20 protein-coding genes are annotated in these 26,344 nt (G+C 70.0%); 5 read left to right on the top strand and 15 right to left on the bottom strand.

Annotation, left to right across the window (positions count from 1 at the left end):
• Window positions 1-39: 39 nt before the first annotated feature.
• A complete protein-coding gene (locus OG801_RS22960) occupies window positions 40-2,010 on the bottom strand; it encodes a TIGR03960 family B12-binding radical SAM protein (protein ID WP_406031533.1) in 1,971 nt (656 codons plus the stop codon).
• 97 nt (window positions 2,011-2,107) lie between these two features.
• Between OG801_RS22960 and OG801_RS22955 the strand changes: the two genes are divergently transcribed.
• On the top strand, window positions 2,108-2,782 hold the full coding sequence (locus OG801_RS22955) for a class I SAM-dependent methyltransferase (RefSeq protein WP_406031532.1): 675 nt from the start codon (window positions 2,108-2,110) through the stop codon (window positions 2,780-2,782).
• Between the two features lie 70 nt (window positions 2,783-2,852).
• Here the strand turns inward: OG801_RS22955 and OG801_RS22950 are convergent, their stop codons facing one another.
• From OG801_RS22950 to ndk, 8 genes are all read right to left on the bottom strand, one after another.
• Window positions 2,853-4,070, bottom strand: coding sequence for a S8 family peptidase (locus OG801_RS22950; protein ID WP_406031531.1), 1,218 nt, complete (start codon window positions 4,068-4,070; stop codon window positions 2,853-2,855).
• A gap of 360 nt (window positions 4,071-4,430) precedes the next feature.
• Complete coding sequence (locus OG801_RS22945; protein WP_406031530.1) at window positions 4,431-6,113, bottom strand: S8 family peptidase; 1,683 nt, start codon at window positions 6,111-6,113, stop codon at window positions 4,431-4,433.
• A gap of 92 nt (window positions 6,114-6,205) precedes the next feature.
• Window positions 6,206-7,429, bottom strand: coding sequence for a rod shape-determining protein RodA (gene rodA, locus OG801_RS22940; protein WP_378677368.1), 1,224 nt, complete (start codon window positions 7,427-7,429; stop codon window positions 6,206-6,208).
• A 10-nt stretch (window positions 7,430-7,439) separates the two neighbouring features.
• Window positions 7,440-9,527, bottom strand: a complete 2,088-nt coding sequence (mrdA, locus tag OG801_RS22935) for a penicillin-binding protein 2 (protein ID WP_406031529.1) — start codon at window positions 9,525-9,527, stop codon at window positions 7,440-7,442.
• A 1-nt stretch (window position 9,528) separates the two neighbouring features.
• Window positions 9,529-10,083 carry a rod shape-determining protein MreD gene (mreD, locus tag OG801_RS22930; RefSeq protein ID WP_406031528.1) on the bottom strand — a complete coding sequence of 185 codons (555 nt, stop codon included), beginning with the start codon at window positions 10,081-10,083 and terminating at the stop codon, window positions 9,529-9,531.
• Window positions 10,080-11,033, bottom strand: a complete 954-nt coding sequence (mreC, locus tag OG801_RS22925; protein WP_406031527.1) for a rod shape-determining protein MreC — start codon at window positions 11,031-11,033, stop codon at window positions 10,080-10,082. Before mreC ends, mreD begins: the two co-directional genes overlap by 4 nt.
• Before the next feature lie 73 nt (window positions 11,034-11,106).
• Window positions 11,107-12,132, bottom strand: coding sequence for a rod shape-determining protein (locus OG801_RS22920; RefSeq protein ID WP_160024659.1), 1,026 nt, complete (start codon window positions 12,130-12,132; stop codon window positions 11,107-11,109).
• Between the two features lie 275 nt (window positions 12,133-12,407).
• Window positions 12,408-12,812 carry a nucleoside-diphosphate kinase gene (gene ndk / locus OG801_RS22915; RefSeq protein ID WP_355020642.1) on the bottom strand — a complete coding sequence of 135 codons (405 nt, stop codon included), beginning with the start codon at window positions 12,810-12,812 and terminating at the stop codon, window positions 12,408-12,410.
• A gap of 112 nt (window positions 12,813-12,924) precedes the next feature.
• Here ndk and OG801_RS22910 point away from each other — a divergent pair, with 112 nt between their 5' ends.
• Window positions 12,925-15,360 carry a Tex family protein gene (locus OG801_RS22910; RefSeq protein ID WP_406031526.1) on the top strand — a complete coding sequence of 812 codons (2,436 nt, stop codon included), beginning with the start codon at window positions 12,925-12,927 and terminating at the stop codon, window positions 15,358-15,360.
• A gap of 82 nt (window positions 15,361-15,442) precedes the next feature.
• Here the strand turns inward: OG801_RS22910 and OG801_RS22905 are convergent, their stop codons facing one another.
• Window positions 15,443-16,165, bottom strand: a complete 723-nt coding sequence (locus OG801_RS22905; RefSeq protein ID WP_406031525.1) for a pyridoxamine 5'-phosphate oxidase family protein — start codon at window positions 16,163-16,165, stop codon at window positions 15,443-15,445.
• A 73-nt stretch (window positions 16,166-16,238) separates the two neighbouring features.
• Here OG801_RS22905 and OG801_RS22900 point away from each other — a divergent pair, with 73 nt between their 5' ends.
• Entirely contained in the window at window positions 16,239-17,582 is a 1,344-nt protein-coding gene (locus tag OG801_RS22900; protein WP_406031524.1) for a PLP-dependent aminotransferase family protein, read from the top strand.
• On the opposite strand, the gene OG801_RS22895 is transcribed toward OG801_RS22900, so the two are convergent.
• The 3 genes from OG801_RS22895 to OG801_RS22885 are packed head-to-tail and all read right to left on the bottom strand — an operon-like array spanning window position 17,579 to window position 19,710.
• Window positions 17,579-17,848 (bottom strand): competence protein CoiA family protein, encoded by a 270-nt coding sequence (locus tag OG801_RS22895; RefSeq protein WP_355020646.1) that lies wholly within the window; start codon window positions 17,846-17,848, stop codon window positions 17,579-17,581. The two genes, OG801_RS22900 and OG801_RS22895, sit on opposite strands and share 4 nt — an antisense overlap.
• Window positions 17,849-17,858: 10 nt before the next feature.
• The gene (locus OG801_RS22890; RefSeq protein ID WP_355020647.1) at window positions 17,859-18,278 is read right to left on the bottom strand and encodes a DUF4233 domain-containing protein; all 420 of its coding nucleotides are present in this window, start codon (window positions 18,276-18,278) and stop codon (window positions 17,859-17,861) included.
• Window positions 18,268-19,710 (bottom strand): bifunctional folylpolyglutamate synthase/dihydrofolate synthase, encoded by a 1,443-nt coding sequence (locus tag OG801_RS22885; RefSeq protein ID WP_406031523.1) that lies wholly within the window; start codon window positions 19,708-19,710, stop codon window positions 18,268-18,270. The genes OG801_RS22890 and OG801_RS22885 overlap by 11 nt, the downstream gene beginning before the upstream one ends.
• 103 nt (window positions 19,711-19,813) lie before the next feature.
• Between OG801_RS22885 and OG801_RS22880 the strand changes: the two genes are divergently transcribed.
• Window positions 19,814-21,652 carry a M48 family metallopeptidase gene (locus tag OG801_RS22880; RefSeq protein WP_406031522.1) on the top strand — a complete coding sequence of 613 codons (1,839 nt, stop codon included), beginning with the start codon at window positions 19,814-19,816 and terminating at the stop codon, window positions 21,650-21,652.
• A 17-nt stretch (window positions 21,653-21,669) separates the two neighbouring features.
• Here OG801_RS22880 and OG801_RS22875 read toward each other — a convergent pair whose 3' ends face one another.
• Entirely contained in the window at window positions 21,670-22,539 is an 870-nt protein-coding gene (locus OG801_RS22875) for a GNAT family N-acetyltransferase (protein WP_406031521.1), read from the bottom strand.
• 79 nt (window positions 22,540-22,618) lie between these two features.
• Here OG801_RS22875 and valS point away from each other — a divergent pair, with 79 nt between their 5' ends.
• Window positions 22,619-25,249, top strand: a complete 2,631-nt coding sequence (gene valS, locus OG801_RS22870; RefSeq protein ID WP_406031520.1) for a valine--tRNA ligase — start codon at window positions 22,619-22,621, stop codon at window positions 25,247-25,249.
• Between the two features lie 149 nt (window positions 25,250-25,398).
• Here the strand turns inward: valS and OG801_RS22865 are convergent, their stop codons facing one another.
• On the bottom strand, window positions 25,399-26,334 hold the full coding sequence (locus OG801_RS22865) for a hypothetical protein (RefSeq protein ID WP_406031519.1): 936 nt from the start codon (window positions 26,332-26,334) through the stop codon (window positions 25,399-25,401).
• Window positions 26,335-26,344 lie beyond the last annotated feature (10 nt).

The raw sequence follows: 26,344 nt of genomic DNA, 5'->3' as shown, positions 1-26,344 counted from the left end.
CATGCGGGAAAGTGACACATCCCAGACGAGTCGTACGCCTCAGACCACGCTGAGTGGCAGCAGCTTCTTGCCCGTGGGGCCGATCTGGATGTCGGTGTTCATCTCCGGGCAGACGCCGCAGTCGTAGCACGGGGTCCAGCGGCAGTCCTCGACCTCGATGTCCTCGCCGTTTGCGACGGCGAGGGCGTCCTCCCAGTCGGCCCAGAGCCAGTCCTTGTCGAGGCCGGAGTCGAGGTGGTCCCAGGGGAGGATCTCGTCGTACTCACGCTCGCGGGTGGTGTACCAGTCGAGGTCGACGCCGGTGCCGGCGAGACCGGTCTCGGCGGCGGTCATCCAGCGGTCGTAGGAGAAGTGCTCGCTCCAGCCGTCGAAGCGGCCGCCGTCGCGCCAGACGTGCTCGATGATCCGGCCGACCCGACGGTCGCCGCGAGACAGCAGGCCCTCGACGATGCCGGGCTTGCCGTCGTGGTAGCGGAAACCGATCGCGCGGCCGAACTTCTTGTCGGCACGAACCGCGTCGCGCAGCTTCTGCAGCCGCTCGTCGGTGGTCTCGTGGTCGAGCTGGGAGGCCCACTGGAAGGGGGTGTGGGGCTTGGGTACGAAGCCACCGATCGAGACGGTGCAGCGGATGTCGTTGCGGCCCGACACCTCGCGGCCCTTGGCGATGACCTTCTTCGCCAGCTCGGCGATCTGAAGGACGTCCTCGTCGGTCTCGGTCGGCAGGCCGCACATGAAGTAGAGCTTCACCTGGCGCCAGCCGTGGGAGTACGCCGCACCGACGGTGCGGATCAGGTCCTCCTCGGTGACCATCTTGTTGATCACCTTGCGCATCCGCTCGGACCCACCCTCGGGGGCGAAGGTCAGACCGGAGCGACGGCCGTTGCGGGAGAACTCGTTGGCCAGGGTGATGTTGAAGGCGTCGACGCGGGTCGAGGGCAGCGAGAGCGACACGTTGGTGCCCTCGTAGCGGTCAGCCAGGCCGGTCGCGACGTCACCGATCTCGGTGTGGTCCGCCGAGCTCAGCGAGAGCAGGCCGACCTCCTCGAAACCAGACTTCCGGATCCCGTTCTCGACCATGTCGCCGATGGTGGTGATCGAGCGCTCGCGCACCGGGCGGGTGATCATCCCGGCCTGGCAGAAGCGGCAGCCGCGGGTGCAGCCGCGGAAGATCTCCACCGAGAACCGCTCATGGACGGTCTCAGCCAAGGGCACCAAGGGATTCCGCGGGTAGGGCCAGGCGTCGAGGTCCATCAGGGTGTGCTTGCGCACTCGCCACGGGATGTCGGGGCGGTTGGGGACCACGGCCTCGATCTGGCCGTCGGCGGCGTAGTTCACGTCGTAGAACTTCGGGACGTAGACGGCCCCGGAGACGGCCAGTCGCCGCAGCAGCTCGTCGCGGCCGCCGGGGCGGTCGTCCTGCTTCCACTCGCGCACGACCTCGGAGATCTTGAGCACGACCTCCTCGCCGTCGCCGAGCACGGCAGCGTCGAGGAAGTCGGCGATCGGCTCGGGGTTGAACGCGGCGTGGCCGCCGGCGAGCACCACCGGGTCGTCGTCGCCGCGGTCGACCGCGTGCAGCGGGATCCCGGCGAGGTCGAGCGCGTTGAGCATGTTGGTGTAGCCGAGCTCGGTCGAGAACGAGAGCCCGAACACGTCGAACGCCTTCACCGGACGGTGGGCGTCGACGGTGAACTGCGGGATCGGGCCGTGCTCGTCGCCCTCGCGCATGATCTTCTCGAGGTCGGGCCACACCGCGTAGGTGCGCTCGGCGGCGATCCAGTCACGCTCGTTGAGCACCTCGTAGAGGATCTGGACGCCCTGGTTCGGCAGGCCGACCTCGTAGGCGTCGGGGTACATCAGCGCCCACCGCACCTCGACCTCGTCCCACTTCTTGACGGTCGAGTTGAGCTCCCCACCGACGTACTGGATCGGCTTGGACACCAGCGCCAGGCGCGGCTCCAGCCGAGGGAAGACAGACTCAGGAACGAGGTCGCTCTGGGCGACGGTCACGATGGGCACCTCAAAGCTCGGGAACGATCAACCCCAAGCGTACGCCGCCTCCTGACTCCCCTACCAAACCCGGCGTCGCGAGGACAGAATGCCGGGCATGGCTTTGCGTACGTGGGCAGAAGAGTTCGCCGGAGGGACCGTGGCAACAGGCATGGCCAGGCTCAACGCACGGCATCCCTGGAGCCACAACGACCACTTCCACAGCTGGATCCTCGCGAACCTGCCCGCGCGGCGTCGCGGCGCGCTGGACGTCGGCTGCGGCCGCGGCGAGCTCGTCGCGTCGCTGTCGCCGCGGTTCGAGGCGGTCCGCGGGAACGATCGCGACGAGGAGATGCGGCGCCACGCCACCGCTCGCTGCGCAGGTGTCGCCAACGTCACCGTCGACGGTCGCCCCTGGGCCGAGGTCACCGGGCCGGTCGACCTGGTCACGATGGTCGCCGTTCTGCATCATCTGGACGTCGCCGCCGCCCTCGCTGATGTGCGCCGTCTCCTGGAGCCGGGAGGGCGGTTCCTGGCGGTCGGCCTCGCACCGCCGCACAGCGCGTCGGACCACCTCTGGGACCTCGCGTCGGCCGTGACCAACCCGGTGATCGGCTACGTCAAGCATCCATGGCCGTCGACCGACGGCACACCCGTCACCCCGGTCCCGATCAAGGACCCGACGATGCCCTTCGACGAACTGCGCGAGACCGTCCGAGACGTTCTGCCCGGCGCCTCGGTCCGACGCCGCCTCGGGTTCCGGCACACCATCGAGTGGACCAAGCCGTCGTAGCGGAGCGGAAATAGGTGTTGGGGCCGCCCCTCCCGGACGGCCCCAACACCCTGACCTCAGAGCCGGTGGCTCAGAACAGCGTGGTGAGCAGCAGGTTCGGCGAACCGGTGCCCGGGTTGGTGACCAGGTCGGGGGTGGCGGCGCCGGTCAGGCCCGTGGCGACGTCGGCCGGGGTGGCCGAGGGGTTCGCCTCGAGGAAGAGCGCGGCGGCACCGGCGACGTGGGGGGTCGCCATCGACGTACCGGAGATGGTGTTGGTCGCGCCGTCGTTCCAGGCCGAGGTGATGTCGACGCCGGGGGCGAAGATGTCGAGGCACTCACCGGTGTTGGAGAAGTCCGCGGCGGCGTCGGTGTCGTCGGTGGCACCGACGGTGATCGCCTCCGGAACGGCCGCCGGCGAGGAACCGCAGGCGTCGGAGCTCTCGTTGCCGGCCGCGACGGCGTAGGTCACGCCGTCGGCGATCGATGCCTGGACGGCCGCGTCGAGAGCGGCGTCGTTGCCGCCACCGAGCGACATGTTGGCGACGGCCGGGCCGTCGGTGTGGTTCTCGGTGACCCACTCGATGCCCGCGACGACACCCTCGGTGGTGCCGGAGCCCTGGTCGTCGAGGACGCGGACCGGAACGATCGTGGCCTCCTTGGCCAGACCGTAGGTGGTGCCGGCGACGGTGCCCGCGACGTGGGTGCCGTGGCCGTTGCCGTCGGTCGGGTCGGTGTCGCCGTCGACCGCGTCGAAGCCCTCACCGATCCGGCCGCTGAACTCCGAGTGGTCGGTCGCGACGCCGGTGTCGATGATGTAGGCGGTCACGCCGGCACCGGTCTGCTCGTAGTGGTAGTTCTTGTCGAGCGGCAGCGCGGCCTGGTCGACCCGGTCGAGGCCCCAGGTCGGGTCCGCCTGGTCACCCTGGGTGGTGTAGCGGTGGTTGGCCTGCACGTAGGCGACGTCCGGGTTGGAGCGGACCTCTTCGAGCGCGTCCTTGTCGAGCGAAGCCGAGAAGCCGTTGAACGCCGTGTTGAAGACCTCCCGTACGTCTCCACCGGCGTCGCGGGCGTCGCTGCGGACCGACTTGGCCTCCGACTTGGCCACGTCGCTATGGCCCTGCTTCTCCATCACGACGATGTACTCACCCTCGATTGCGGTCGAGGCGTCCGCGCCGCGCAGCGGTGCCGGACTGTCCGCGGCGCCGGCCGGGACGGTGAAGGCGATCGCCGAGGCTGCTGCTCCAACAGCTACGGCGGAGATGACTGCCGGCGCCTTGAAGGCCCGGTTCTTGATGGTTCGGTTCACGAACTGACTCCCGTCATCGTGCGGCCCGATGGGGCCACAACCATTCATTGCACCGGACTTGGGAACCGCCTGTAGGTGGTCCCACGCGCAGACGTCACACGTGCCGGCCGAACGCCCTGCGCCCTCCCTACGGCCGCAACCCGAAGCGTTCGGTCAACCACGTAATCACGTTACGTAGAACCCGTAACGACCCAACTCTTCGCATTGCAGCAACGTGCAGATACCAAAGGTGAACACCCGTAAACAGGCCATAAACAAGGTAGGAAAATTGGCTGTAACCAACACACCGGGCCGCCCGCATTACGCGAGCGACCCGGCGTGGTCAGGCCTCAGGTCAGGCCATCAGATGAGCGCCCGAGATCAGGCGACGGAGGTGTCGTCGATCAGGAAGCTGGTCCCGAGCGAGGAGTCCTCGGTACCGGTGAACGTCAGCGTGACGGTGCTGCCGGCGAGGGACCCGAGCGAGAACGACTTCAACGAGTACGACGAGCTCGCGTTCAGGTTGGAGTACGTCGCCAGCGTCGTCGACCCGACCTTGACGGTCAGCTTGTCGTAGGCCGTCGACGTGGTCGTCTCGTTGGTGATCACTCGCAGGTAGAACGACAGGGTCTTACCGGTCGCGGGCAGGGTGACCGACTGCGACAGCGTGTCGGTGCGGGCGGTGCCATAGCCGTTCAGCCACGCCTTGTAAGAGCCCGTACGAGCCGGAGCGCCGCTCGAGCTGTCGATCACGCCCGAGGATGCGCTCCAGCCGGTCGCGCCGGACTCGAAGCCCGGGTTGGTCAGCAGGTTGCCCGTGGTCGGCGGGTCCGTCGGGTCGGTGCCACCGCTCCACAGCGAGTAGAGGAGGCGGTTGGGTGAACCGGTCCCGGGCGAGGTGACCACGCCGGTGGTGGCGTTGGAGTTGATCGCCGAGGCGACGGCGGAGGCCGATGCCGTCGGGTTCGCCTGCAGGTAGAGCGCTGCCACTCCGGCGACGTGCGGGGTCGCCATCGACGTACCGGAGATCGTGTTGGTGGCCGTGTTGGAGGTGTGCCACGCCGAGGTGATCGACGAGCCCGGAGCGAACAGGTCGACGCACGAGCCGATGTTGGAGAAGCTCGACCGGGCGTCGGTGTTGGTCGTCGAGCCGACGGTCAGTGCTCCGGCCACCCGGGCGGGCGAGCCGTTGCATGCGTTCGCACCGGAGTCGTTGCCCGCGGCCACGGCGTAGGTGACGCCGTCCGCCATCGAGCTGGAGACCGCGGAGTCGAGGGTCGAGGAGACCCCGCCACCGAGCGACATGTTGGCGACCGCCGGACCGGAGGTGTGGTTGGAGGTCACCCAGTTCACACCCGCGATCACGCCGGCAGTGGTGCCGGACCCGGAGGCGTCGAGCACACGGACGGGCACGAGGGTGACGTTCTTGGCGACACCGTACGTCGACCCGCCGACGGTGCCGGCGACGTGGGTGCCGTGGCCGTTCTCGTCCTCGGTGCTGGACCCGATGGCGGTGTAGCCGGAGGTCACCCGGCCGCCGAAGTCCGCGTGCGCGGAACGGATGCCGGTGTCGATGATGTACGCCTTCACACCCGAGCCGGTGTAGTCGTAGTGATAGTTCGAGTTCAGCGGCAGGTTGCGCTGGTCGATCCGGTTGAGCCCCCAGGTGGGGTTGGCCTGGTCGCCGCTGGCCTTGACGACCTGGTTGGCCTCGACGTAGTCCACGTCGGGGTTGCTACGGAGCGCGTCGAGCGCGTCGGCGTCGAGCGTGGCGGAGAATCCGGTGACCGCCTTGTCGTAGGCGTACTTCACCGAGCCACCCTTCTCCTTGGCGAGCGCCCGGGCGTCGGCGGCGTTGGCCTTGGCCGCCGCACCGTTGCCCTTCATCACCACGATGTAGGAGTTGTCGATGGCCGTCGACTTCTCGGCACCGATCAGCGGTGCCGGGCTGTCGGCTGCGCCGGCGGGACCGGACATGGCCAGGATGGTGGTAGCCGCACCGACGGCGGTGACCGTCGCTGCTGCCAGTGCGCCGAGGCGCTGGTTTTTGTGGGGTCTGTTCACGGTTACTGCTCCCGTCGTCAAGCAGCCTCGGGATGAGGGCTGCAAGGGGTAACAGATGCCCTGTGGGGCACCGGGAGGGAACGTAATCGAGTTTAATTTCGATGAAACGCGACATCTTTTCGCACTGCAGCAACCTGCAGGCGATCACGCGAGCGGAGGTCCTGAAGTGGTCCGGACCGGTCCAGACCGGTGCGCCGCGAACGGGCCGAGATGCCGAGCAGCAGACCCACCGCCAGCAGCGCCGCGATCATCGAGGAACCGCCGTAGGAAATCAAAGGTAGCGGGACCCCGGTGACCGGCATGATGCCCAGGCACATCCCGATGTTCTGGAAGCTCTGGATGCCCAGCCAGCACACGATCCCGGCTGCCGCCACGCGCCCGAAGAGGTCGTCGGTGCGCGCCGCGATCCGCAGTCCGCGCCACAGCACGACACCGATCAGCCCGATCACCACCAGCGAGCCGACCAGCCCGAGCTCCTCCCCCACGACCGTGAAGATGAAGTCGGTGTGCTGCTCGGGGACGAAGCCCGCGCGGGCCTGCGAGCCCTGGAACAGACCCTGCCCGAAGATGCCGCCGTCACCGATCGCGATCCGCGCCTGCTGGACGTTGTAGCCGGCCCCGCGAGGATCCAGCGACGGATCCGTGAACGCCATGAACCGGTTGATCTGGTACTGCTTCAGCACCCCGGTCGCGACCACCGTCGTGGCACCCGCGACGCCGGCCAACGCCAGCAGCGCCAGCCATCGCCGCGGTGTCCCCGCGGCCGCGAGCACGCAGAAGACGGTCACACCGAGCACCAGCGTGGTGCCGAGGTCGGGCTGGAGCAGGACCAGGACGATCGGCACCGCCGCGACCAGGATCATCGCGACCACGTCGCCCAGCGACACCCGTGCCCGCCAACGGCCCTCACTGCGCTCGGCCAGGACCAGCGCCATCGCGATGACCACGGCCAGCTTGGCCAGCTCCGAGGGCTGGACCTGGACCGGCCCGAGATTCACCCACGACTTCGAGCCGTTGACCGTGGAGCCCATCACGAGCACCAGCACCAGCCCGACCACCGCGGCCAGGTAGGCCACGGGCGTCAGGAGCCGGACCCAGCGGTGGTTGGTCGCGACCACGCCCACCATCAGCACCAGCCCGGCGGCCACGTTGATCGCCTGTTTGCGCAGGTAGGCGGTGGTGTCTCCGCCGGTGATCGCGTCGCGGTGGATGGTCGCGGACCAGACCAGCAGCACCGAGAGCGACACCAGGACCAGCACCGCACCCAGGAGGACCAGGTCGATGCGGCGTACGAAGGCCATCACGTCGTTCTTCATGCTCTGCCCCTCAGTCCTTCGGGGCGACGATCGAGCCGTCGGCACCGAACGCGGGCAGGTTCCTGGGCGGGTCGATGCCCCGGATCGCGGCCTTGTCGGGCCGCACCTCGGCACCGCCCTCCTCGACTCCGTAGAGCGTCTCCCACAGCTTGCGTACGGCATCGCCCACCGAGCCCGAGCCGGTGCCGCCCTGGGAGATCGTCATGATGACGACGTACTTCTTGTTGTACGTCGCGACCCAACCGGTCGTCTGCTTGCCGGTGACCTCGGCGGTGCCGGTCTTGCCGCGCACCTTCACCTCGTCGAGCGGGAACCCGCCGAACTTCCAGGCCAGGGAGCCCGACTGGGGAGTGCCGAGCAGCGCCTCGTTGACGTAGTCGATGCTCTTGGCCGACATCTTCACCTTGCCGGCGACCTTGGGATCGATCTTCTCGACCACCGTCCCGTCGCCGCTGACGACCGCCTTCCCGATCCTGGGCTCGTAGAGGGTGCCGCCGTTGGCCAGGGACGCGTAGGCCCGAGCGAGCTGGATCGGGGTGACCATGGTGTCGCCCTGGCCGATGGAGAAGTTCACCGCGTCGCCGGTGCGGTAGTAGTTGCCCTCGATGCAGAACTCGTGGGCGAAGAGCTGCAGGAAGTCGGTGGGGGCGTTCTTCTTCTCGTCCATCCGGCAGTAGTAGCCCTTCATGGCCTGGTAGTACTCGGCCTTCCACTTCCGGTCCGCGATCCGGCCCGTCGACTCCCCCGGCAGGTCGATGCCGGTGCGCTTGCCGAAGCCAAAGGCCTTGGCGGTCTCCACCAGCGGGTCCTTGGCGTTGACGTCGGCGGGGTTGGCGCCGTACTTCTGCCAGTAGTGGACCCCGACCTGGTAGAAGAACGTGTTGCAGGAAACCTGGAGCGCCTTGGCGAAGTCGATGAACCCGTAGGCGCCCGACTCGTAGTTCTTGAACACCCGGTTGCCCACCTGGAGCCCGCTGGAACAGTTGAGCAGGGTGTCGCGGCTGTAGCCGTTGTTGAGCGCGCCGACCGTCATGAACGGCTTCCACGTCGAACCCGGCGCGAACTGACCCTGCGTCGCCCGTGGCAACAGCGGGTAGCCCGCCTTCTCGGAGTAGAGCCTGTCGAGCTGCTTCTGGGTGATCCCGCCGACCCACTCCTCGGGGTCGTACGTCGGCTGGTTGGCCATCGCGACCAGTCGGCCGGTCTGCGCCTCCATGACCACGACCGAGCCAGAGTCGGCCTCGAAGTTGCGGCCGGAGATCTTGTCGAAGGTGTTGCGCGCGGTCTCGATCGACTCGGCGAGCAGCTTCTCGGCACGGCCCTGCACCTTGGCGTCGATGCTGGTCACCAGCGTGTCGCCGGGCTGGGAGGCGACCGAGTCGCCGCGCCCGATCTCTCGGCCGAGCGAGTCGACGGTGACGGTGTCGTAGCCGGGCATCCCGCGCAGCCACTGGTCGTACTCCTTCTCGACACCGGAGCGACCCACCATCGAGGTGATGTTGAGCGACTCGTCGCCACGCTCCTTGGCGTTGTCGTTCTCGTCCTCGGTGATCGGGGAGAGATAGCCGAGCACGCCGGCGGCGTTGATGCCGAAGGGGCTCGGGTAGGAGCGCAGCGTCTGCTTCTCCGCGACCACCCCGGGGAAGTCCTCGGGCTGCTCGAGGATGCGCAGCGCGGTCGACTCGGAGACGTCGGTGGCGATCGGGACCGGCTGGTAGCGGGTGCCGGACCAGTTGGCGATCGCCTCGTTCTGCTTCTTCGGGGACACCTCGACGGCCTTGGCGACGCGGGCCATCAGCGTCTTCCTGTCGTCGTCGTCGAGCCCGTCGAGCACGCCTTGGTCGAGGCTGACCACCCAGGCGGAGCGGTTGGTCACCAGCGGCCGGCCCTGGGCGTCGACGATGATGCCGCGCACCGGCTGGCGCACGATCTCGCGCTTGGACTGCGAGGCCGCGGCTGCCTGATAGGCGTCGCCGTGGCGTACCTGCAGGTAGAAGAGCCTGACCCCGAGCGTGGCCAGCAGCGAGAAGACGAGCGCCTGGATCACGATCAGCCGCAACCGGCTGACCTGCGCGGTGGAGAGTCGGCTCGCCGCCATGTCAGATGTCCCCCTTGCCGATCAGCCACAGCAATGCCGGGATCAGCAACGGCGCCAGCAGGAGGTCGTAGCCCACGCTGATCGCCACGGTGGGCAGCAGTGTCAACGGCGCCTCACCGAGGATCAGGCCGCTGACCGCGAAGATGCTGACCCCGATGAACGCGCAGGTGGCCACCGTGGCCATCACGGTCATCGCGTTGGGGCGGCCCCGGCCGCTGTGGATGCTGCCCTCGTCGATGCTGCCTTCGCGGACACGGCCGGCGACGTAGCCGACGATCAGCAGCGCCAGCGCCCACCGGCCCGCGGTGTGGTCGGCGGGCGGAGCCAGATCGAGGAGTACGCCGGCGGCGAACCCGGTCACCAGACCGGCCTGCCCGCCACGGGTGAGCGCGACCGCGATGACGACCAGGAGCGCCAGGTCGGGGGTGATCCCGCGGATGGCGAAGGCCGGCGCCACGCTCAGCTGGAGGACGACCGCGATGACGACCAGAATGCCGACCAGCACGTTGCGCAGCACCGGAGCGGCGCCCGAGGCACGGGCTTCCATGTCAGTCATCGCAGCTCCCCTTCCGGTGTGATGACGGCGCGGTCGCTCATGGTGTCGTTGGGCACCACCACACCGACGACGTCGAGCGAGCCGAAGTCGACGTACGGCTTGATCCGGACCGTCTGCGAGGAGTCACGCACGCTCTCGAAGCTGTCGGTCACCTCGCCGATCGGCAGCCCGGAGACGTACGGAGCGGCCCGGCCGTCACCCCAGGTGATGACCGTGTCGCCCTTGAGCGGGGTGGTGGACCGGTCGACGAGGTCGAGGGTCAGCAGACCGGCGTTGGCGCCTCCGGCGACCGCGCCGGAGCCCCGGACCATGCCGACCTGGCCGGACTTCTTGTCGCCGCGGTCGGCGCCGCCGACACGGCCGCCGACGACCGAGGCGGCATCGACGATCAGCAGGACCGTCGCCGAGGTCTTGGTGACCCGCAGCACCCGGCCGACCAGGCCGTCGCCGGTCACGACCGACATGTCGGACCTGATCCCGGCGGCGCTGCCGGCGTCGATGGTGACGGTGCGGTTGAAGGTCTGGGCGGGGCCGTAGGCGGTGACCCTCGCCGGCACCATGGCGTAGCCGAGGTCCTCGGCAGCGCGGGTGATCGACTCGTACTCGGCGAGCTTGGCACGGCCGTAGTCGGTGACCTCGACCTGGCGGCGCAGGGTGGAGTTCTCGGCCTCGAGCTTCGCGACCCGGTCGCGCAGCGCGTCGCGGGTGTCGAACCACTCCGGGATGTCGGTGAACGGGCGGGCCACCAGCGCCGCGCCGGTCTCCAGCGGGGACATCACCTCACCGACGGCGGCGCGGGCCGGCTCGAGGACGGGGGTCTGGTCGAGCGTGGCCAGCGTCGCGCAGCACAGGATGAGCGCGATCAGCCAGGAGCGCTTCGGACCACCGCCGCCGGCCTTGGTCTCGAGGCTGCCGCGGCGGTTGAGCCTCTCCCGCGGCGTACGGACCATGGGTTTGGGGCCTTTGCGTTGTTCCAGCCCTTTGCGCAGACGTTCGCTGGGGCGGGGGCTCAGCAACGACACGTCACCATCTCCTGTTCTCGTTGACCAGGACGGGGCGGAGCACGTCGTAGTCCTCGACGCAGCGGCCGGCGCCCATCGCGACCGAGGTCAGCGGGGACTCGGCGACGTGGACGGGCATGCCGGTCTCGTGGCGCAGGCGCTCGTCGAGCCCGCGCAGGAGGGCGCCGCCGCCGGTCAGCACGATGCCGCGGTCCATGATGTCGCCGGCCAGCTCGGGCGGCGTCTGGTCGAGGGTGGACCGGACCGCGTCGAAGATGTCGTGCAGCGGCTCCTCGATCGCCTTGCGCACCTCGGCGCTCGAGACGGTCACGGTGCGCGGCAGGCCGCTGACCAGGTCGCGTCCCCTGATCTCGGCCTCGGGCTCGTTGGGCAGCGGCCAGACCGAGCCGAGGGTCATCTTGACCTCCTCGGCGGTGCGCTCGCCCAGGAGCAGCGCGTGCTCCTTCTTCAGCCAGGTCATGATCGCGTTGTCGAGCTGGTGGCCGGCGGTCCTGATCGACTGCGAGGTGACGATGCCGCCGAGGCTGATCACCGCTACCTCGGTGGTGCCGCCGCCGATGTCGACGACCATGTTGCCGGTCGGCAGGTGCACCGGGAGCCCGGCACCGATCGCGGCCGCCATCGGCTCCTCGATGATGTTCACCATCCGGGCACCTGACTGGTAGCCCGCCTCCTTCACCGCGCGGATCTCGACCGCGGTGATCCCGGACGGGACGCAGATGACCATCCGCGGCTTGGCGAAGTAGCGGCGGCGGTGGACCTGATGGATGAAGTAGCGGAGCATCTGCTCGGTCGCCTCGAAGTCGGCGATCACGCCGTCCTTCAGCGGCCGCAGCGCGACGATGTCGTCAGGCGTACGTCCCAGCATCTTCTTGGCCTCATGGCCGACGGCGACCATCTCGCCGGTGTTCTTGTTGAGCGCGACCACACTCGGCTCATCGACAAGGACACCCTTGCCGCGGACGTAGACGAGTGTGTTTGCGGTGCCGAGGTCCACCGCCATGTCACGTCCAATGATGCTCGCCATGCGTCCTCGCGTTCCCGGGGCGCCGCGTCGGGGATCTGTGCTGCAGGATGCGGGCCTCCCGACGAGGCTACGAAGGTCCGAGCCTCAATCCGGAGAGGCTCGCCGAAACCGCAACGATACGGGGTGCATCCACGCCGTAGAACCAGGGGATGCCTGTGTTCACCGGGCGCTGCGGAACGGCTCACAGAGGCCCGCGAAAGCGGCCTCCAGGGCAAATGAGAGATCGCGCCGGTAGCGGTACCGGCGCGATCTCGGGTCAGGCTTTTTCGCTCGTCTCAGGCGCCGAACCAGAGCTTGATCTCGCGGTCGGCCGACTCGGACGAGTCGGAGCCGTGGACGAGGTTCTCGCGGTTGGAGAGGGAGAAGTCGCCGCGGATGGTGCCCGGGGCGGCCTTGCGGCCGTCGGTGGCACCGTTGAGCGCGCGGACGACCTCGATCGCCTCGTCGCCCTCGAGGACGGCGGCGACGAGCGGGCCGGAGGTGACGAAGTCACGCAGCGGCGGGTACCACGGCTGCTCGACGTGCTCGGCGTAGTGCTCGTCGGCCATGCCGGCGTCGATGGTGCGGTGCTCCAGTTTCACGATCGAGAGGCCCTTGGCCTCGTAGCGGGACAGGATCTCCCCCACCAGGCCCCGGCGGACGGCGTCGGGCTTCAGGATCACGAACGTGCGCTGCGTCATGGGGCCGAGCGTATCGGGGAGGGCCCGTCCGGGCACGTTCGGGCCGGTCGCCGCCGTGCACCTGTCGGCCACGTTGAGATCATGTCGGTGGGATGCGGCAGGATGGCGCCCCGTGACGACAACCCCATCAGCTCCGACGCTCGCAGACTCGATGGCCGCCATCCCGGCCCGCATCGCCGAAGATCTCGGGGTGCGCCCGGCGCAGGTGACCGCAGCGGTCGCCCTGCTCGACGAGGGCTCGACGGTGCCGTTCATCGCGCGCTACCGCAAGGAGGTGACCGGCGGCCTCGACGACGCCCAGCTGCGTACGTTGGAGGAGCGACTCGGCTACCTGCGCGACCTGGAGGAGCGGCGTGCCGCCGTGCTCGCCGAGATCGCGAAGCAGGACAAGCTCACCCCGGAGCTGCAGGCCTCGATCCTCGCCGCCGACACCAAGGCGCGGCTGGAGGACATCTACCTGCCGTTCAAGCCGAAGCGGCGCACCAAGGCGATGATCGCCCGCGAGAACGGGCTCGAGCCGCTGGCCGACGGGGTGCTGGCCGACCCCTCGCTGGACCCGACCGTGGTGGCCGAGGGCTTCCTCGGCGAGAACGTCCCCGACGTGAAGGCCGCGCTCGACGGCGCCCGCGCGATCCTGGTCGAGCGGTTCGGCGAGGACGCCGACCTGATCGGCACGCTGCGGGAGCGGATGTGGACCGCCGGCCGGCTGGTCACCCGCGTCCGGGAAGGTCGCGAGAACGACCCGGCGGCGGCGAAGTTCTCCGACTACTTCGAGTTCTCCGAGACGTACGCTTCGCTTCCGTCGCACCGCACCCTGGCCGTCCTGCGTGCGGAGAAGGAGGAGGTTCTCGACGTCACCCTCTCCCCCTACGCCGAGGAGCCGGAGCCAGGCGAGGTGACCGACTACGAGCGCTCGATCGCTGCTCGTTTCGGGATCGTCGACTCCGGCCGTCCGGCAGACAAGTGGCTGGCCGAGACGGTGCGGTGGGCATGGCGTACGCGAATCCTCTTCCGCCTCGAGCTCGACATGCGCACCCGGATCCGCACCGCCGCCGAGGAGGCCGCGATCGCGGTCTTCGCCGACAACCTGCGCGACCTGCTGCTGGCCGCGCCGGCCGGCACCCGGGCGACGATGGGCCTCGACCCCGGCATCCGGACGGGTGTGAAGGTGGCCGTCGTGGACGCGACCGGCAAGGTGGTCGACACCTCGACGGTCTACCCGCACGAGCCGCGGCGCGACTGGGACGGATCCCTGGCGACGCTGGCCAAGCTGGCGAAGAAGCACTCCGTCGACCTGATCGCGATCGGCAACGGCACCGCCTCGCGCGAGACCGACAAGCTCGCCGCCGACCTGCTCAAGCTGCTGCCGGACCTGAAGATGACCAAGGTGATGGTCTCCGAGGCCGGCGCCTCGGTCTACTCCGCCTCGGCCTACGCCTCCGCCGAGCTTCCGGAGCTCGATGTGTCGATCCGTGGGGCGGTGTCGATCGCGCGCCGTCTTCAGGACCCGCTGGCCGAGCTGGTGAAGATCGAGCCGAAGTCGATCGGCGTCGGGCAGTACCAGCACGACCTGCCCGAATACGGCCTCTCCAAGTCCCTGGACGCCGTCGTCGAGGACTGCGTGAACGGCGTCGGCGTCGACCTCAACACCGCCTCGGCTCCCCTGCTGCGCCGGGTCTCGGGGATCACCGAGTCGCTCGCCTCGGCGATCGTCGCGCACCGCGACTCCAACGGCCCCTTCCGCACTCGCCGCGAGCTCACCAAGGTGGCGCGGCTCGGCCCGAAGGCGTTCGAGCAGGCGGCCGGGTTCCTCCGGATCCGCGGCGGCGACGACCCGCTCGACATGTCCGGCGTCCACCCGGAGGCCTATCCGGTGGTCAACCGGATCCTGGACAAGGCGTCGGCGGATATCGGGTCGCTGATCGGCAACACCTCTGCGCTGAAGTCGCTGAAGCCCTCGGAGTTCGTCGACGAGAAGTTCGGCCTGCCGACCGTCACCGACATCCTCGCCGAGCTCGAGAAGCCCGGACGCGACCCGCGTCCGGAGTTCCGCACGGCGACCTTCTCCGAGTCGGTGCACGTGATCGCCGACCTGCGTCCCGGCATGGTCCTGGAGGGCACCGTCACCAACGTGGCCGCCTTCGGCGCCTTCGTCGACATCGGCGTCCACCAGGACGGCCTGGTCCACATCTCCGCGATGTCGGACAAGTTCGTCGAGGACCCGCGCGACGTGGTCCGCTCCGGTGACGTGGTGCGCGTCAAGGTCCAGGAGGTCGACGAGGCCCGCAAGCGGATCTCACTCACCCTCCGGCTCAACGACGACGCTCCCGCGGGTGCTCCCGCCAAGGGCGAGTCCGGCGACCGCTCCGGCCGCCCCGGTGGCCAGCGGGGCCAGGGCAAGGGCGGACCCAAGGGCGGCGGCAAGAGCGGCGGCGGGCGGCCCAGTGGCAACCGTGGCGGCCAGGGTGGACAGGGCGGCGGGCGCGGCTCCTCCGCCCCGGCCAACAGCGCCATGGCCGACGCCCTGCGGCGCGCCGGGCTCAGCTGAGCGTTTGCCGGTTCCTTCATCAAGGTATGCAGGTCAAGGGTCACATCCCCAGCGGAACTCCGCACGGGATGTGACCCTTCGGCTACATACCCTTCGACAAGCTCAGGACATCGCCTTGACGAAGGTTCAGCCCGGCGGCGCGGCGTACGACGTCCTCCGGCGCCGGTTCGGTCGCGTCCTCGGCGGTGACCGGGGCGCCGGCGACGCGGTGGATCGGGATGACCCCGGCCCAGGTCCCGGCCTCGATGTCGTCGGGGTCGTCGACCGGCCCCTCGGCGCGCGCCTTCATCGACGCCTCGGCGAGGGGCAGGGCGAGCACGGCGGTCGCGGCGAGCTCCTTGCGGGTGGCTGGACGCAGGGTGTCCCAGCGGCCGGGGATCATCTGGTCGACGACCAGCGCGAGGGCGCGTTCGCGCTCCTCCGGGTCCTCGACCAGGCGTGCGCGGCCGATGACCACGGCCGAGCGGTAGTTCATCGAGTGGTGGAACCCGCTCCGTGCCGCGACCAGGCCGTCGAGCTCGGTGATCGTGACGCACACGTCGCGCTCCAGCGCCCGCGCGAGCCAGCCAGCTGCCACCGAGCCGTGCAGGTAGAGCGACCCGCCTGCGTCCTGGCCGTCGAGATCGAAGCCGTACGCCGTGGGCAGGACGACCGGGTGGGCCTCCTCGCCCGACCCGACGGTGACGCCCAGGTGGGCGATGAGCGCCTCGCCGAGGAAGGTGTGCAAGCGCTCGCGGTCGGGGACGGCGCGGTTCTTCCCGCGACTGACTCGGGTGCGTGGGGTGGGTGACAACGTCGTGCTCATGGCACCATCCTGGTAGCGAAGTGGCCTGCACGCACGGGCCAATTCAGACCCACTCCGACAGGCCATTCGACCCATGCTCCCCGTGACCCTCGACCGCACCTCCGCCGAGCCGCTCCCCGCCCAGCTCGCCGGCCAGGTCCGCGCCCTGGTCCTCGCCGGCACGCTCGGGACCGGCGACCGGCTGCCCTCGAGCCGTGCGCTCGCGGCAGACCTGGGCGTCTCGCGCGCGGTGACCGAGCAGGCCTACGACCAGCTCACCGCTGAGGGCTGGCTCGAGGCGCGCCGCGGGTCCGGGACGTACGTCACCGCGAGCCGCACCACGACCACCGCGGCGCCGCAGGTGACGTCTCGGCCGACGCGGCTGACGCCTCGGCCGACCGGGGCGACGTCTCGCCTGGATACGGGCACGCCGTTCTTCGACCCACGGCTGGAGCCGGGGTGGCGGCGGGCGTGGCGGGAGGTCTCGGTGGCCGCTCCCCCGCCTGGCTACGACGATCCGCGGGGGCTGCTCGAGCTGCGCGAGGCGCTTGCGGCGAGGCTCGGACGCACCCGTGGCCTCGACCTCCACCCGGACGAGATCATCGTGACCGCGGGCACCACCGACGGGCTCCGCGCGCTGCTTCCCGAGCTGCGGCCCGGGCCGGTGGCGGTCGAGGACCCGGGCTACCGGGCCGCGGCCGAGACGGTGCTCACCTACGGACGCGAGGTCATCGACCTGCCCGCCGTGGAGACGGCCGGCGACCTGGGTGATGCGGTGGCTGCGTACGTCACTCCGGCGCATCAGCACCCGCTGGGACGCGTCATGCCGGCGGCCGACCGGCTGGCCCTCCTGGAGGCCGCCCGACGGGCGGACGCGGTGGTGATCGAGGACGACTACGACTCGGAGTTCCGCTACGACGTCGCGCCGGTGCCCGCGATGGCGCGGCTGGACCGCGGCCGGGTGGTCTATCTCGGCACCGCGGCGAAGTCGGTGGTCCCGACGCTCCGTCTCGGCTGGCTGGTCGCGCCGCCCGACCTGCACGAGCTGATCCTGCGCCGCCGCACCATCACCCACGCCGGCGCCGCCTGGCCCTCGCAGCGCGCACTGCTGACGCTGCTTCGCGACGGCTGGCTGGACAGGGCCGTACGCTCCGCCCGCCGCGTCTACGCCGAGCGTGCCCCGAGGGTGGCCGAGGCGATGAGCCCGTACGCCACGCTCGCCGGCCCGCTCGCCGGGATGTACTCCACCTGGCTGCTGCCCGAGACGGATGCGCGCCGAGCCCGCGACGCCGCCCGAGCGGCCGGCTTCGAGATCAACCTGCTCTCCACCTACGCCCGCTCCAGCGGCCTGACCGGCCTGGTGATCGGCTTCGGCGGAGTGACCGACGCGGAGCTCGATCAGGCGCTCGCCGCGGTCACCGGCGCGCTCGGGGCCTAGCGCCCGGGCGCCTCGTCCTCGATCAGGTCGAAGAGGTTCTCGAGGCTGTCGGGGTCATCCTCGCCACCGCCGACGGCCCACCCGGAGCTGGTACGCCGCAGCTGCGCGCCCATCAGCCGGCATGACTCCCCGGCCTTGTGCGCGTAGTGGGCCGTACGCGTCCGCGGCCGCCGCAGCACCAGCGCGTTCCCGCACGCCGGGCACAGCGCCCAGTCGGTCGCGGTCTCGTCGTCGGTCGCCATCTGAAGCTCGTCGCGCTCCTCCACGGCAGCCAACCTACCTGGGCTCTGCCTCTTCCCCGGCGCTTTCCTGAGTGTCTTCCTCGGCGGCGATCCGGTCGAACGCCTCGAAGGCCGCGGCACGCTCGCTCTCGATCTTGCGACCGAGGATGTCGGCCATGCCCCACAGGACCGCGAAGATCACGCCGACGACGAACATGATCGAGATCAGGAAGCCCATCCCGATCGCGACGACCTGCAGCGCCCAGCCAAGCCAGTAGGCCCAGGGCCGGCGCAGCAGCCCGGCCACCACGATGCAGGCCACGAAGAACCCGAGGCCCAGCGGGAGCGCCAGCCCAGCGGATACCCCGCCGATCGAGATCATCACGGGTGCGGCCAGCGCGACCGCGAGTCCCTCCATCGAGATGATCGCGGCGCACATCCCGCGCCGCGGCGACTTCTCCCGCTCACTCGTCATCTGCGTCCGCCTCCAGATATGCCTCCAGCTCGGGGTCGGCGGTCGGTACGACCCGGGCGGTCGCAGCCGACCGGGCGGCCGGGCCGCGGGAGCCCAGCAGCGTACGCGCCTCTCCGGCGGTCACCACGGAGCCGGTCACCAGCACCGCACCCTCGGAGATCGAGCCGCCGCCGGAGGACTCCGAGAGGCCGATTGCGGCGTCGATGGCGTCGGCGAGACGCGGGACCACCGAGACCCGTTCCTCGCCGTAGAGGTCGACGGCGATCTTGGCGAGCTCGATCGCGGGAAGGGCTCGCTCGGTGGAGTTCTGGGTGACGACGAGATGCTCGAGCACGGGCTCGAAGACGGCGAGCAGGCCCTCGACGTCCTTGTCGCCCATCACCCCGATGACACCGACGACACCGGAGAACGAGAAGGAGTCCTCGAGCGCGGCGACCGTAGCCTCGGCACCGGCCGGGTTGTGGGCGGCGTCGAGCAGGACCGTCGGGGACGACCGCATGATCTCCAGCCGCGCCGGCGAGTCGACCTTGGCGAACGCGTCGCGCACGAGCTCGTCGGCCAGCACGGTGTCTCCCAGGAACGCCTCGACCGCGGCCAGCGCCGTCGCCGCGTTCTGCGCCTGGTGGGCGCCGTAGAGGGGCAGGAAGAGATCCTCGTACTCCCCCCGCAGGCCGCGCAGCGTGAGGATCTGTCCGCCCACCGCCGGGGTGCGGGAGACGACCCCGAAGTCGGTGCCCTCCCACAGCAGCCGGGCGCCGACCTCCGCCGCGTGCTGATCCAGCACCGCGGCGACGTCGACGGACTGCTCGGCGATCACGGCGACCGCGTCCGGCTTGATGATCCCGGCCTTCTCGCGCGCGATGGCGACCGGGGTATCACCGAGATACTTCGCGTGGTCGACCGCGATCGGGGTCACCACGGCGACGTCGGCGTTCGCGACGTTGGTCGCGTCCCAGCCACCGCCCAGCCCGACCTCGACCACGGCCACGTCGACCGGGGCCTCGGCGAACTTGGCGTAGGCCATCCCCACCATGGACTCGAAGAACGACAGCGGGTGCGGCTGGTCGTCGTCGACCATGCCGAGGTAGTGGGCGACGTCGTTGAACGCGGCCACGAACTCGTCGTCGGTCAGGGGCTCGCCGTCGATCGAGATCCGCTCGTTGATCCGCTCCACGTGAGGCGAGGTGAACCGCCCCACGCGCAGGTCGAGGGACCGCAGCAGCGTGTCGATCATCCGGGAGGTGGAGGTCTTGCCGTTGGTGCCGGTCAGCTGGATGATCCGGAACGCGTTCTGCGGATCACCGAGGATCTCGAGCAGGGCGCAGATCCGGTCCAGGGAAGGCTCGAGCCGGGTCTCGGGCCAGCGCGACTGCAGCGCTTCCCAGACCTCCTCGATCGTGGCCGCCAGACGCGGCGCGGGAGTCTCACTCATCAGGTCGAGTCTATGGCGTAGGCGCTTCCCAGCGAATTGCCAGACCCGCTACCCTCCCACTCATCTCGGACTGAACCCCATCCCCCCACAAGGTCCACCATTCATGCGTACGCTCCGGGCTGCTCTCGCGGTCTCGTTCCTGGCCGTTGCCTACGTCCTGGCTGCCTTCGCGCTGGTCGGTCAGCAGATGGCCCCACGGCGGCGCGTCAGGACCTCGAGCGACCCCGGCGGGCTCGTCCTCACCGAGCAGGAACAGCCCGGGCTGTGGGCCGAGGTCCGCGCGCTGGCCGCCACCGCCGGGACCCGCGCGCCCGACGAGATCCGGTTGGTGCCGGAGGTCAACGCGGCGGTCAGCGAGGAGACCAGCCTCCTCGGGCTCAGGACCGGCACCCGGCGCATGTTCCTCGGCGTACCCCTCCTCCAGGGCCTCTCCCGCAACCAGCTTCACGCGTTGCTCGCCCACGAGCTCGGCCACCACAGCACCAGCCACACCCGGCTCGGCGCCCTGATCCACCGGAGCCGGCTGGCGATCGCAGAGGTCGCCGCGAGCCTCTCCAACCCGTTGGTGAAGCGGCCGTTCCGGACGTACGCCCGTCTCTTCTTCTCCCTGACCCGCCCGCTCGCGCACGCCCATGAGATCGACGCCGACCGGCTCAGCGCGACGGTCGCCGGGCCGCGGACCGCGGCCACCACGCTGCGCACCCTCCCCGCGCTCGACGCCGCCTGGCACATCTATCTGGAGCAGTACGTCGAGGCCGGCACCCACTACGGCCTGCGTCCGACGCGCTTCTTCGACAACTTCACCAACCTGATGAGCGACCCCGAGCGGCTCGAGGAGCTCGCCAGGATCAGCGCCGCGCCGCCCGAGGCGAAGACGTCGGCCTACGACTCCCACCCACCACTGTCGGAGCGGATCGAGCGGCTGGAGTCGATGGCCTCCGCGGACGAGGCCGACAAGTCGGACAAGTCCGGCAACGCCGCCAGCATCCTGCGCTACCCGTCCCAGAACTTCCTCGCCCTCGAGGACAAGACGTTCGCCGGCTCGGGTCTGACGCCGGCGCCGATGGCCGAGATCGTGAGCGTCGCCGGTGCCCGTGCCGCGGCGATCAACGCCGAGACGCTCCTGAACGCGATGCAGGAGAACCAGATCGTGCCGGCCACCGTCCGCGGGGCTCTCGACCTGATCGCCTCCGGCAACCTCGACACGCTCCTGGACCTGGTCGACATCGAGTCCACGACCCCCGAGGCGGCTGGCAACGAGGCCGACGAAGCCAAACGAAAGGTCATCGCCCGGCTCCTCGGCGCCGCCATCGCCCACGAGCTGGTCGGCGAGGACAAGGCACGCTACGAGCTCAGCTGGGCGGGCCCGTGGCGGCTGGTCGACATCGCCGGCCAGGAGGTCGACCCCGAGGACCTCGCCTACGAGGCCCTCGGCTCCCCCGGCTACGCCGCCGCGCTGCGCGCCTGGGTGCACCAGCTCGACCCGCAGGTCGACGCCGAGACGCAGGCGGGCCCTGACGCCGCGCCGGCCCCGACGCCGCCCGACGGCTACATCGGCGCCTTGGCCCCCATCTCCGGCGACGGCTTCCGTACGCTCCTGGTGACCGAAACAGGCCTGATGCTGCTCAAGCCCACCGGCTCCGACCGCCTCGCCACCGGCCTGGCCACGGTGACCTCCGGCTCGCCCGGCCGGAAGCTGATCCAGCGCGCCCTGGACAGGTCACCAGCCGAGCTGGCCACCGCCTCCAACGCCGCCTACGTTCCCTGGGACCAGATCCGCGCCCTCCACCTCAAGCAGAGCAGCAGCGGCCGCCGCTCCGCCGACATCACCACCGCCGCAGGCAAGGGCTGGTCCCTGCAATGGACCAACGCCGCCGAGTCGGAGGGCCACATCTGGCCGGCCGTCGACCACTACCTCGGCCGCCGCTTCACCGTCGACTGACCCGCCGAGTCGGCGGGTCAAGGGACGATCGTGTGGTTGGCCATGTCGACGACGGGGCGGTAGCCGATCTTGGCGTAGACGTGGTTGGAGACGGGGTTGTCGGCGTCGGTGAACAGGCACAGCCGGGTGCCGTCGGCGCCGAGGAGGCGCGAGGCCTCGGCGGTCACCGCGGTGCCGTAGCCGTGGCCCCGCTGCTCCTTCGGTGTGTAGACCGGCGCGATCCGGACCACGCCGTGCGCCGGCAGGGTCGCGCCGACCAAGGACACGACCTCACCGTCGACCTCCCACAGCAGCAGGAACTCCTCGATCCGGCGCCGCACCTCGTCCTCGCCGACCGCAGCGTGCTCGTGGGCGTAGGCCTTGTTCGAGGACTGCTCCCGGGCCGCGTGCCCGAAGTCGGCCAGCCATTCGCGGCACAGCTCGAGGTCGTCGTACGTCGCCGGGCGGGCGTGCCCGGGCACACCGGACGGGATCACCAGCGTGCCGAGCTCCTGCAGACGCGACGCCATCGCGACGCTCACCCGCCCGCCCGTGAGCCGGACGGTCTCCTCGGCCACCGTCCGGGCCGCCGGGAGCGCTCCGTTGGCCCCGCCCGCATACTCGCCCCGAGCGTGCAGCGCCCGCGCCAGCTCGAGCGCCGCCGGCTCGGGCATCGGGCACACGTAGAGCGGGTACGGCTCGAAGTTGGCCGTCCGCATCGCCGCCCCCACGACGCGGTCACCCTCGCGAGCGACCGCGAACCACCGGTACGGCCCCTCCTGCTCCATCCGGGTCGCCTTCTCCGCGTTGGTGGCGACCACGTTGGCGGTCACCGGCTCCGCGGCGAGATAGTCCTTGGCGACGGCGAGGAACTCGGCCGGGTCGGTGAAGAAGTCGATGGTGCCCATGACCGAAGCATGGCGAGTGGGCAACGCCGGTCTCAACCGGTTTCGCGCCAACCACCGCGCGCCCATAGGATTTGGTCCCATGACTGAGACCACGCCCACGCAGACCGCACCGGAGACGACTACGCCCGCTGAGCAGCGCGTAGTCGCCGTACCGGACAAGCCGGTCCTCGAGGGCCTGGAGGCCAAGTGGGCCGAGCAGTGGAAGAACCAGAAGACCTACGCCTTCGACCGCACCCAGCCGCGAGAGAACGTCTACTCGATCGACACCCCGCCGCCGACCGTCTCCGGCAGCCTGCACGTCGGCCACGTCTTCTCCTACACCCACCCCGACCTGATCGCCCGCTTCCAGCGGATGAACGGCAAGTCGGTCTTCTACCCGATCGGCTGGGACGACAACGGCCTGCCGACCGAGCGGCGCGTCCAGAACTACTTCGGCGTCCGCTGCGACCCGAGCCTCCCCTACGACCCCGACTTCACCCCGCCGGAGAAGCCGGACCCGAAGCGCCAGATCTCGATCAGCCGGCCCAACTTCGTCGAGCTGTGCAACCAGCTGGTCGTCGAGGACGAGAAGGTCTTCGAGGACCTGTGGCGCACCCTGGGTCTCTCCTTCGACTGGGACCAGCAATACACGACGATCGGCAAGGTCTCCCAGACCGCCTCGCAGAAGGCGTTCCTGCGCAACCTGGCCCGCGGCGAGGCCTACCTGCAGGAGGCGCCGACCCTGTGGGACGTCACCTTCCAGACCGCCGTCGCCCAGGCCGAGCTGGAGCCGAAGGACTACCCCGGCTTCTACCACCGCGTCGCGTTCCACCGCACTGACGGCACCCCGGTCCACATCGAGACCACCCGACCCGAGCTGATCCCAAGCGTCGTCGCGCTGATCGCGCACCCCGACGACGACCGCTACAAGGACCTGTTCGGCAGCACCGTCACCAGCCCGATCTTCGGCGTCGAGATCCCGGTCCTGCCTCACGAGGCCGCCGAGATGGACAAGGGCGCCGGCATCGCGATGTCCTGCACCTGGGGTGACCTCACCGACGTCCAGTGGTGGCGTGAGCTCAACCTTCCCGCCCGCGCCCTGATCGGCCGCGACGGCCGCTTCTCCCGCGAGACCCCGGAGTGGATCACCTCCGAGGCAGGGGTCTCGGCGTACGAGGAGCTGAAGGGCAAGACCGTCCACTCGGCCCGCGAGGCCGTCGTCGCGATGATCCGCGAGTCCGGTGACCTCGACGGCGAGCCGAAGAAGACCCAGCGGATGGCCAACTTCTACGAGCGGGGCGACAAGCCGCTCGAGATCGTCGCCAGCAGGCAGTGGTACATCACCAACGGTGGCCGCAACCCCGAGCTGCGTGAGCAGCTGCTGTCCCGCGGCGGCGACCTGACCTGGCTGCCCGAGCACATGCGCCACCGCTACGACAACTGGGTCGGCGGCCTCAACGGCGACTGGCTGATCTCCCGCCAGCGCTTCTTCGGCATCCCGTTCCCGGTCTGGTACGCACTCGACGCCGAGGGCAACCCGGACTACGACAAGCCACTGCTGCCGAGCGAGGACCAGCTCCCGATCGACCCGTCCACGGATGTCCCGGCCGGATACGAGGAGGCGCAGCGCGGCAAGCCCGGCGGCTTCCAGGGCGACCCGGACGTCATGGACACCTGGGCGACCTCCTCGCTGACCCCGCAGATCGCGGGCGGCTGGGAAGCCGATCCCGACCTGTTCAGCCGGGTCTACCCGATGGACCTGTGCACCCAGAGCCACGAGATCATCCGCACCTGGCTCTTCGGCCGCATCGTCCGCGCCCACCTCGAGGACGGCACCGTCCCGTGGAGCCACGCGATGATCGCCGGCTGGATCCTCGACCCCGACCGCAAGAAGATGTCGAAGTCGAAGGGCAACGTCGTCGTCCCGACCGAGATCCTCGAGAAGTTCGGCGCCGACGCGGTTCGCTGGCGTGCCGCGCTGACCCGCCCGGGCATGGACTCGCCGTTCGACGAGACCCAGATGAAGGTCGGTCGCCGCCTGGCGATGAAGATCCTCAACGCCTCCAAGTTCGTCCTCGGCAACGTCGGCGCGACCACGCTGAACCCGGTCGCGATCACCCAGCCGGTCGACTGCGCGCTGATGGCCCGTCTCAAGGAGACGATCACCAAGGCGACCGACGCCTTCACGGCCTACGACTACTCCACGGCGCTGGAGGCCTCGGAGAAGTTCTTCTGGGAGTTCTGCGACGACTACCTCGAGCTGGTCAAGGAGCGTGCCTACGACGAGGACGGCGGTCTCGCCACCGAGTCCGCGCGCGCGACTCTCGCCACGGCTCTCCACGTCCAGCTGCGCCTGCTGGCCCCGTTCCTGCCGTACGTCACCGAGGAGGTCTGGTCGTGGTGGCAGACCGGTTCCATCCACACCTCCTCGTGGCCGCGTGAGCTCGAGCTCGGCACCGCTGCCGCCGCCGACCCGGCGGCGCTCGACGCCGTCGCGGCGACCCTGACCGGGATCCGGGGCGCGAAGTCGACCGCGAAGGTGAAGATGCGTCACCCGCTGGCCAAGGCCGAGGTCACCGGCCCGGCCAAGCTGGTCAAGGACGCCGAGGCCGCCGCGCCGGACCTCAAGCGGGTCGGCAACATCGTCGGCGACCTCTTCTTCACCGTGGATGAGAACGCCACCGAGATCTCCGTCAGCGCTGAGCTTGCGGAGGTTCCCGAGGAGGCCTGAGCCTCAGGCAGACGGAGCCCAACGACGGAGCAGGCCCCGGACCGCGATGCGGTTCCGGGGCCTGCTCCGTCCCTCACTCCAGCCAAGCGCCCGGGGGGACTCGCTCGGCCGGTCACTCTGGCGTGGTGCAGTCGCCATCGGAGTGATCCCTACTGCACCGACTTCTCGGCACAAGTCTGGTCGTCCTTGCTGCCTTCCTTCGGCTCCTGCTCCGGCTCTTCTGTATCCGTCGTCTCAGCGTCGGACTGCTCAGTGTCGGACGGCTCAGCGGATTCGGTGGTGACCTCGGGTTCGGCTGCGGGCGACGACCCTACCGGTGTCTTCGGCTCAGCGCACGCCTCGTCGCACTCGGGCGTGGCCCCCGGTTCGGTGGCGTCGTTCGCTCCCGGCAGCGTCTTCACGTCCTCGGTGATCGCGGCGGTGAGCTCGCAGGCGTCCTCGATGACTCGTTGAGCCTCGGACTCGTCCTTGGTCGAATCCGCGCCAGGCTCCTTCGACTCCGCGGTCGCCTCATCGGTCTCCCGGTCTTCCTTGGGCTCCTCCAGCGGAAGATCCTCGACCGGTACGCCGGCGTCGGCGGCGATCAGCTGCCGCAGGAACATCGGCACGGCCTCGTCGACGGGGCGGGCGTCCTCCTCGGCCACGAACGGCCACAACAGCGGCGCCATGATCCCCGGGATCGGCCCCACGGACGGGACCAGCGTGGGCGGCTTGCCGTTGCCGTTGCCGTTGCCCTCACCGGGGTCGGCGGGCGTCGTCGGCTCCTCGGAGGGCTGTGCGTCGGGCTGCTCAGCGGGCGCGGACGGCGCCTTGTCCGGCTTCTCGTCCTCGCGGCTCTTCGGCGGTGCGGGGTCCTCGCGGTCGGTCCCGCGGTCCGCATCGGGCGTGGTGCTGGGGATCGTCGACACCCCGGAGACATCGGGAGACGGCGCCGGCGGGATCACGGTGAAGTCGGCTTGGCCCGAGAGCGTACGCGGCACCCGGTGCAGCGCGGAGACGTCCGGGCTGAGGGTCTGGATGACCACGAGCAGGCCGATGAGCACTACGGCGGCGTAGGCCATCACCGGGCCCCTCTGGAACCTCACGTGCCTACTT

The sequence above is a fragment of the Nocardioides sp. NBC_00163 genome (genome assembly GCF_045206295.1).
Taxonomy (GTDB): domain Bacteria; phylum Actinomycetota; class Actinomycetes; order Propionibacteriales; family Nocardioidaceae; genus Nocardioides.
This window is presented reverse-complemented; position numbering and strand designations above follow the sequence as displayed.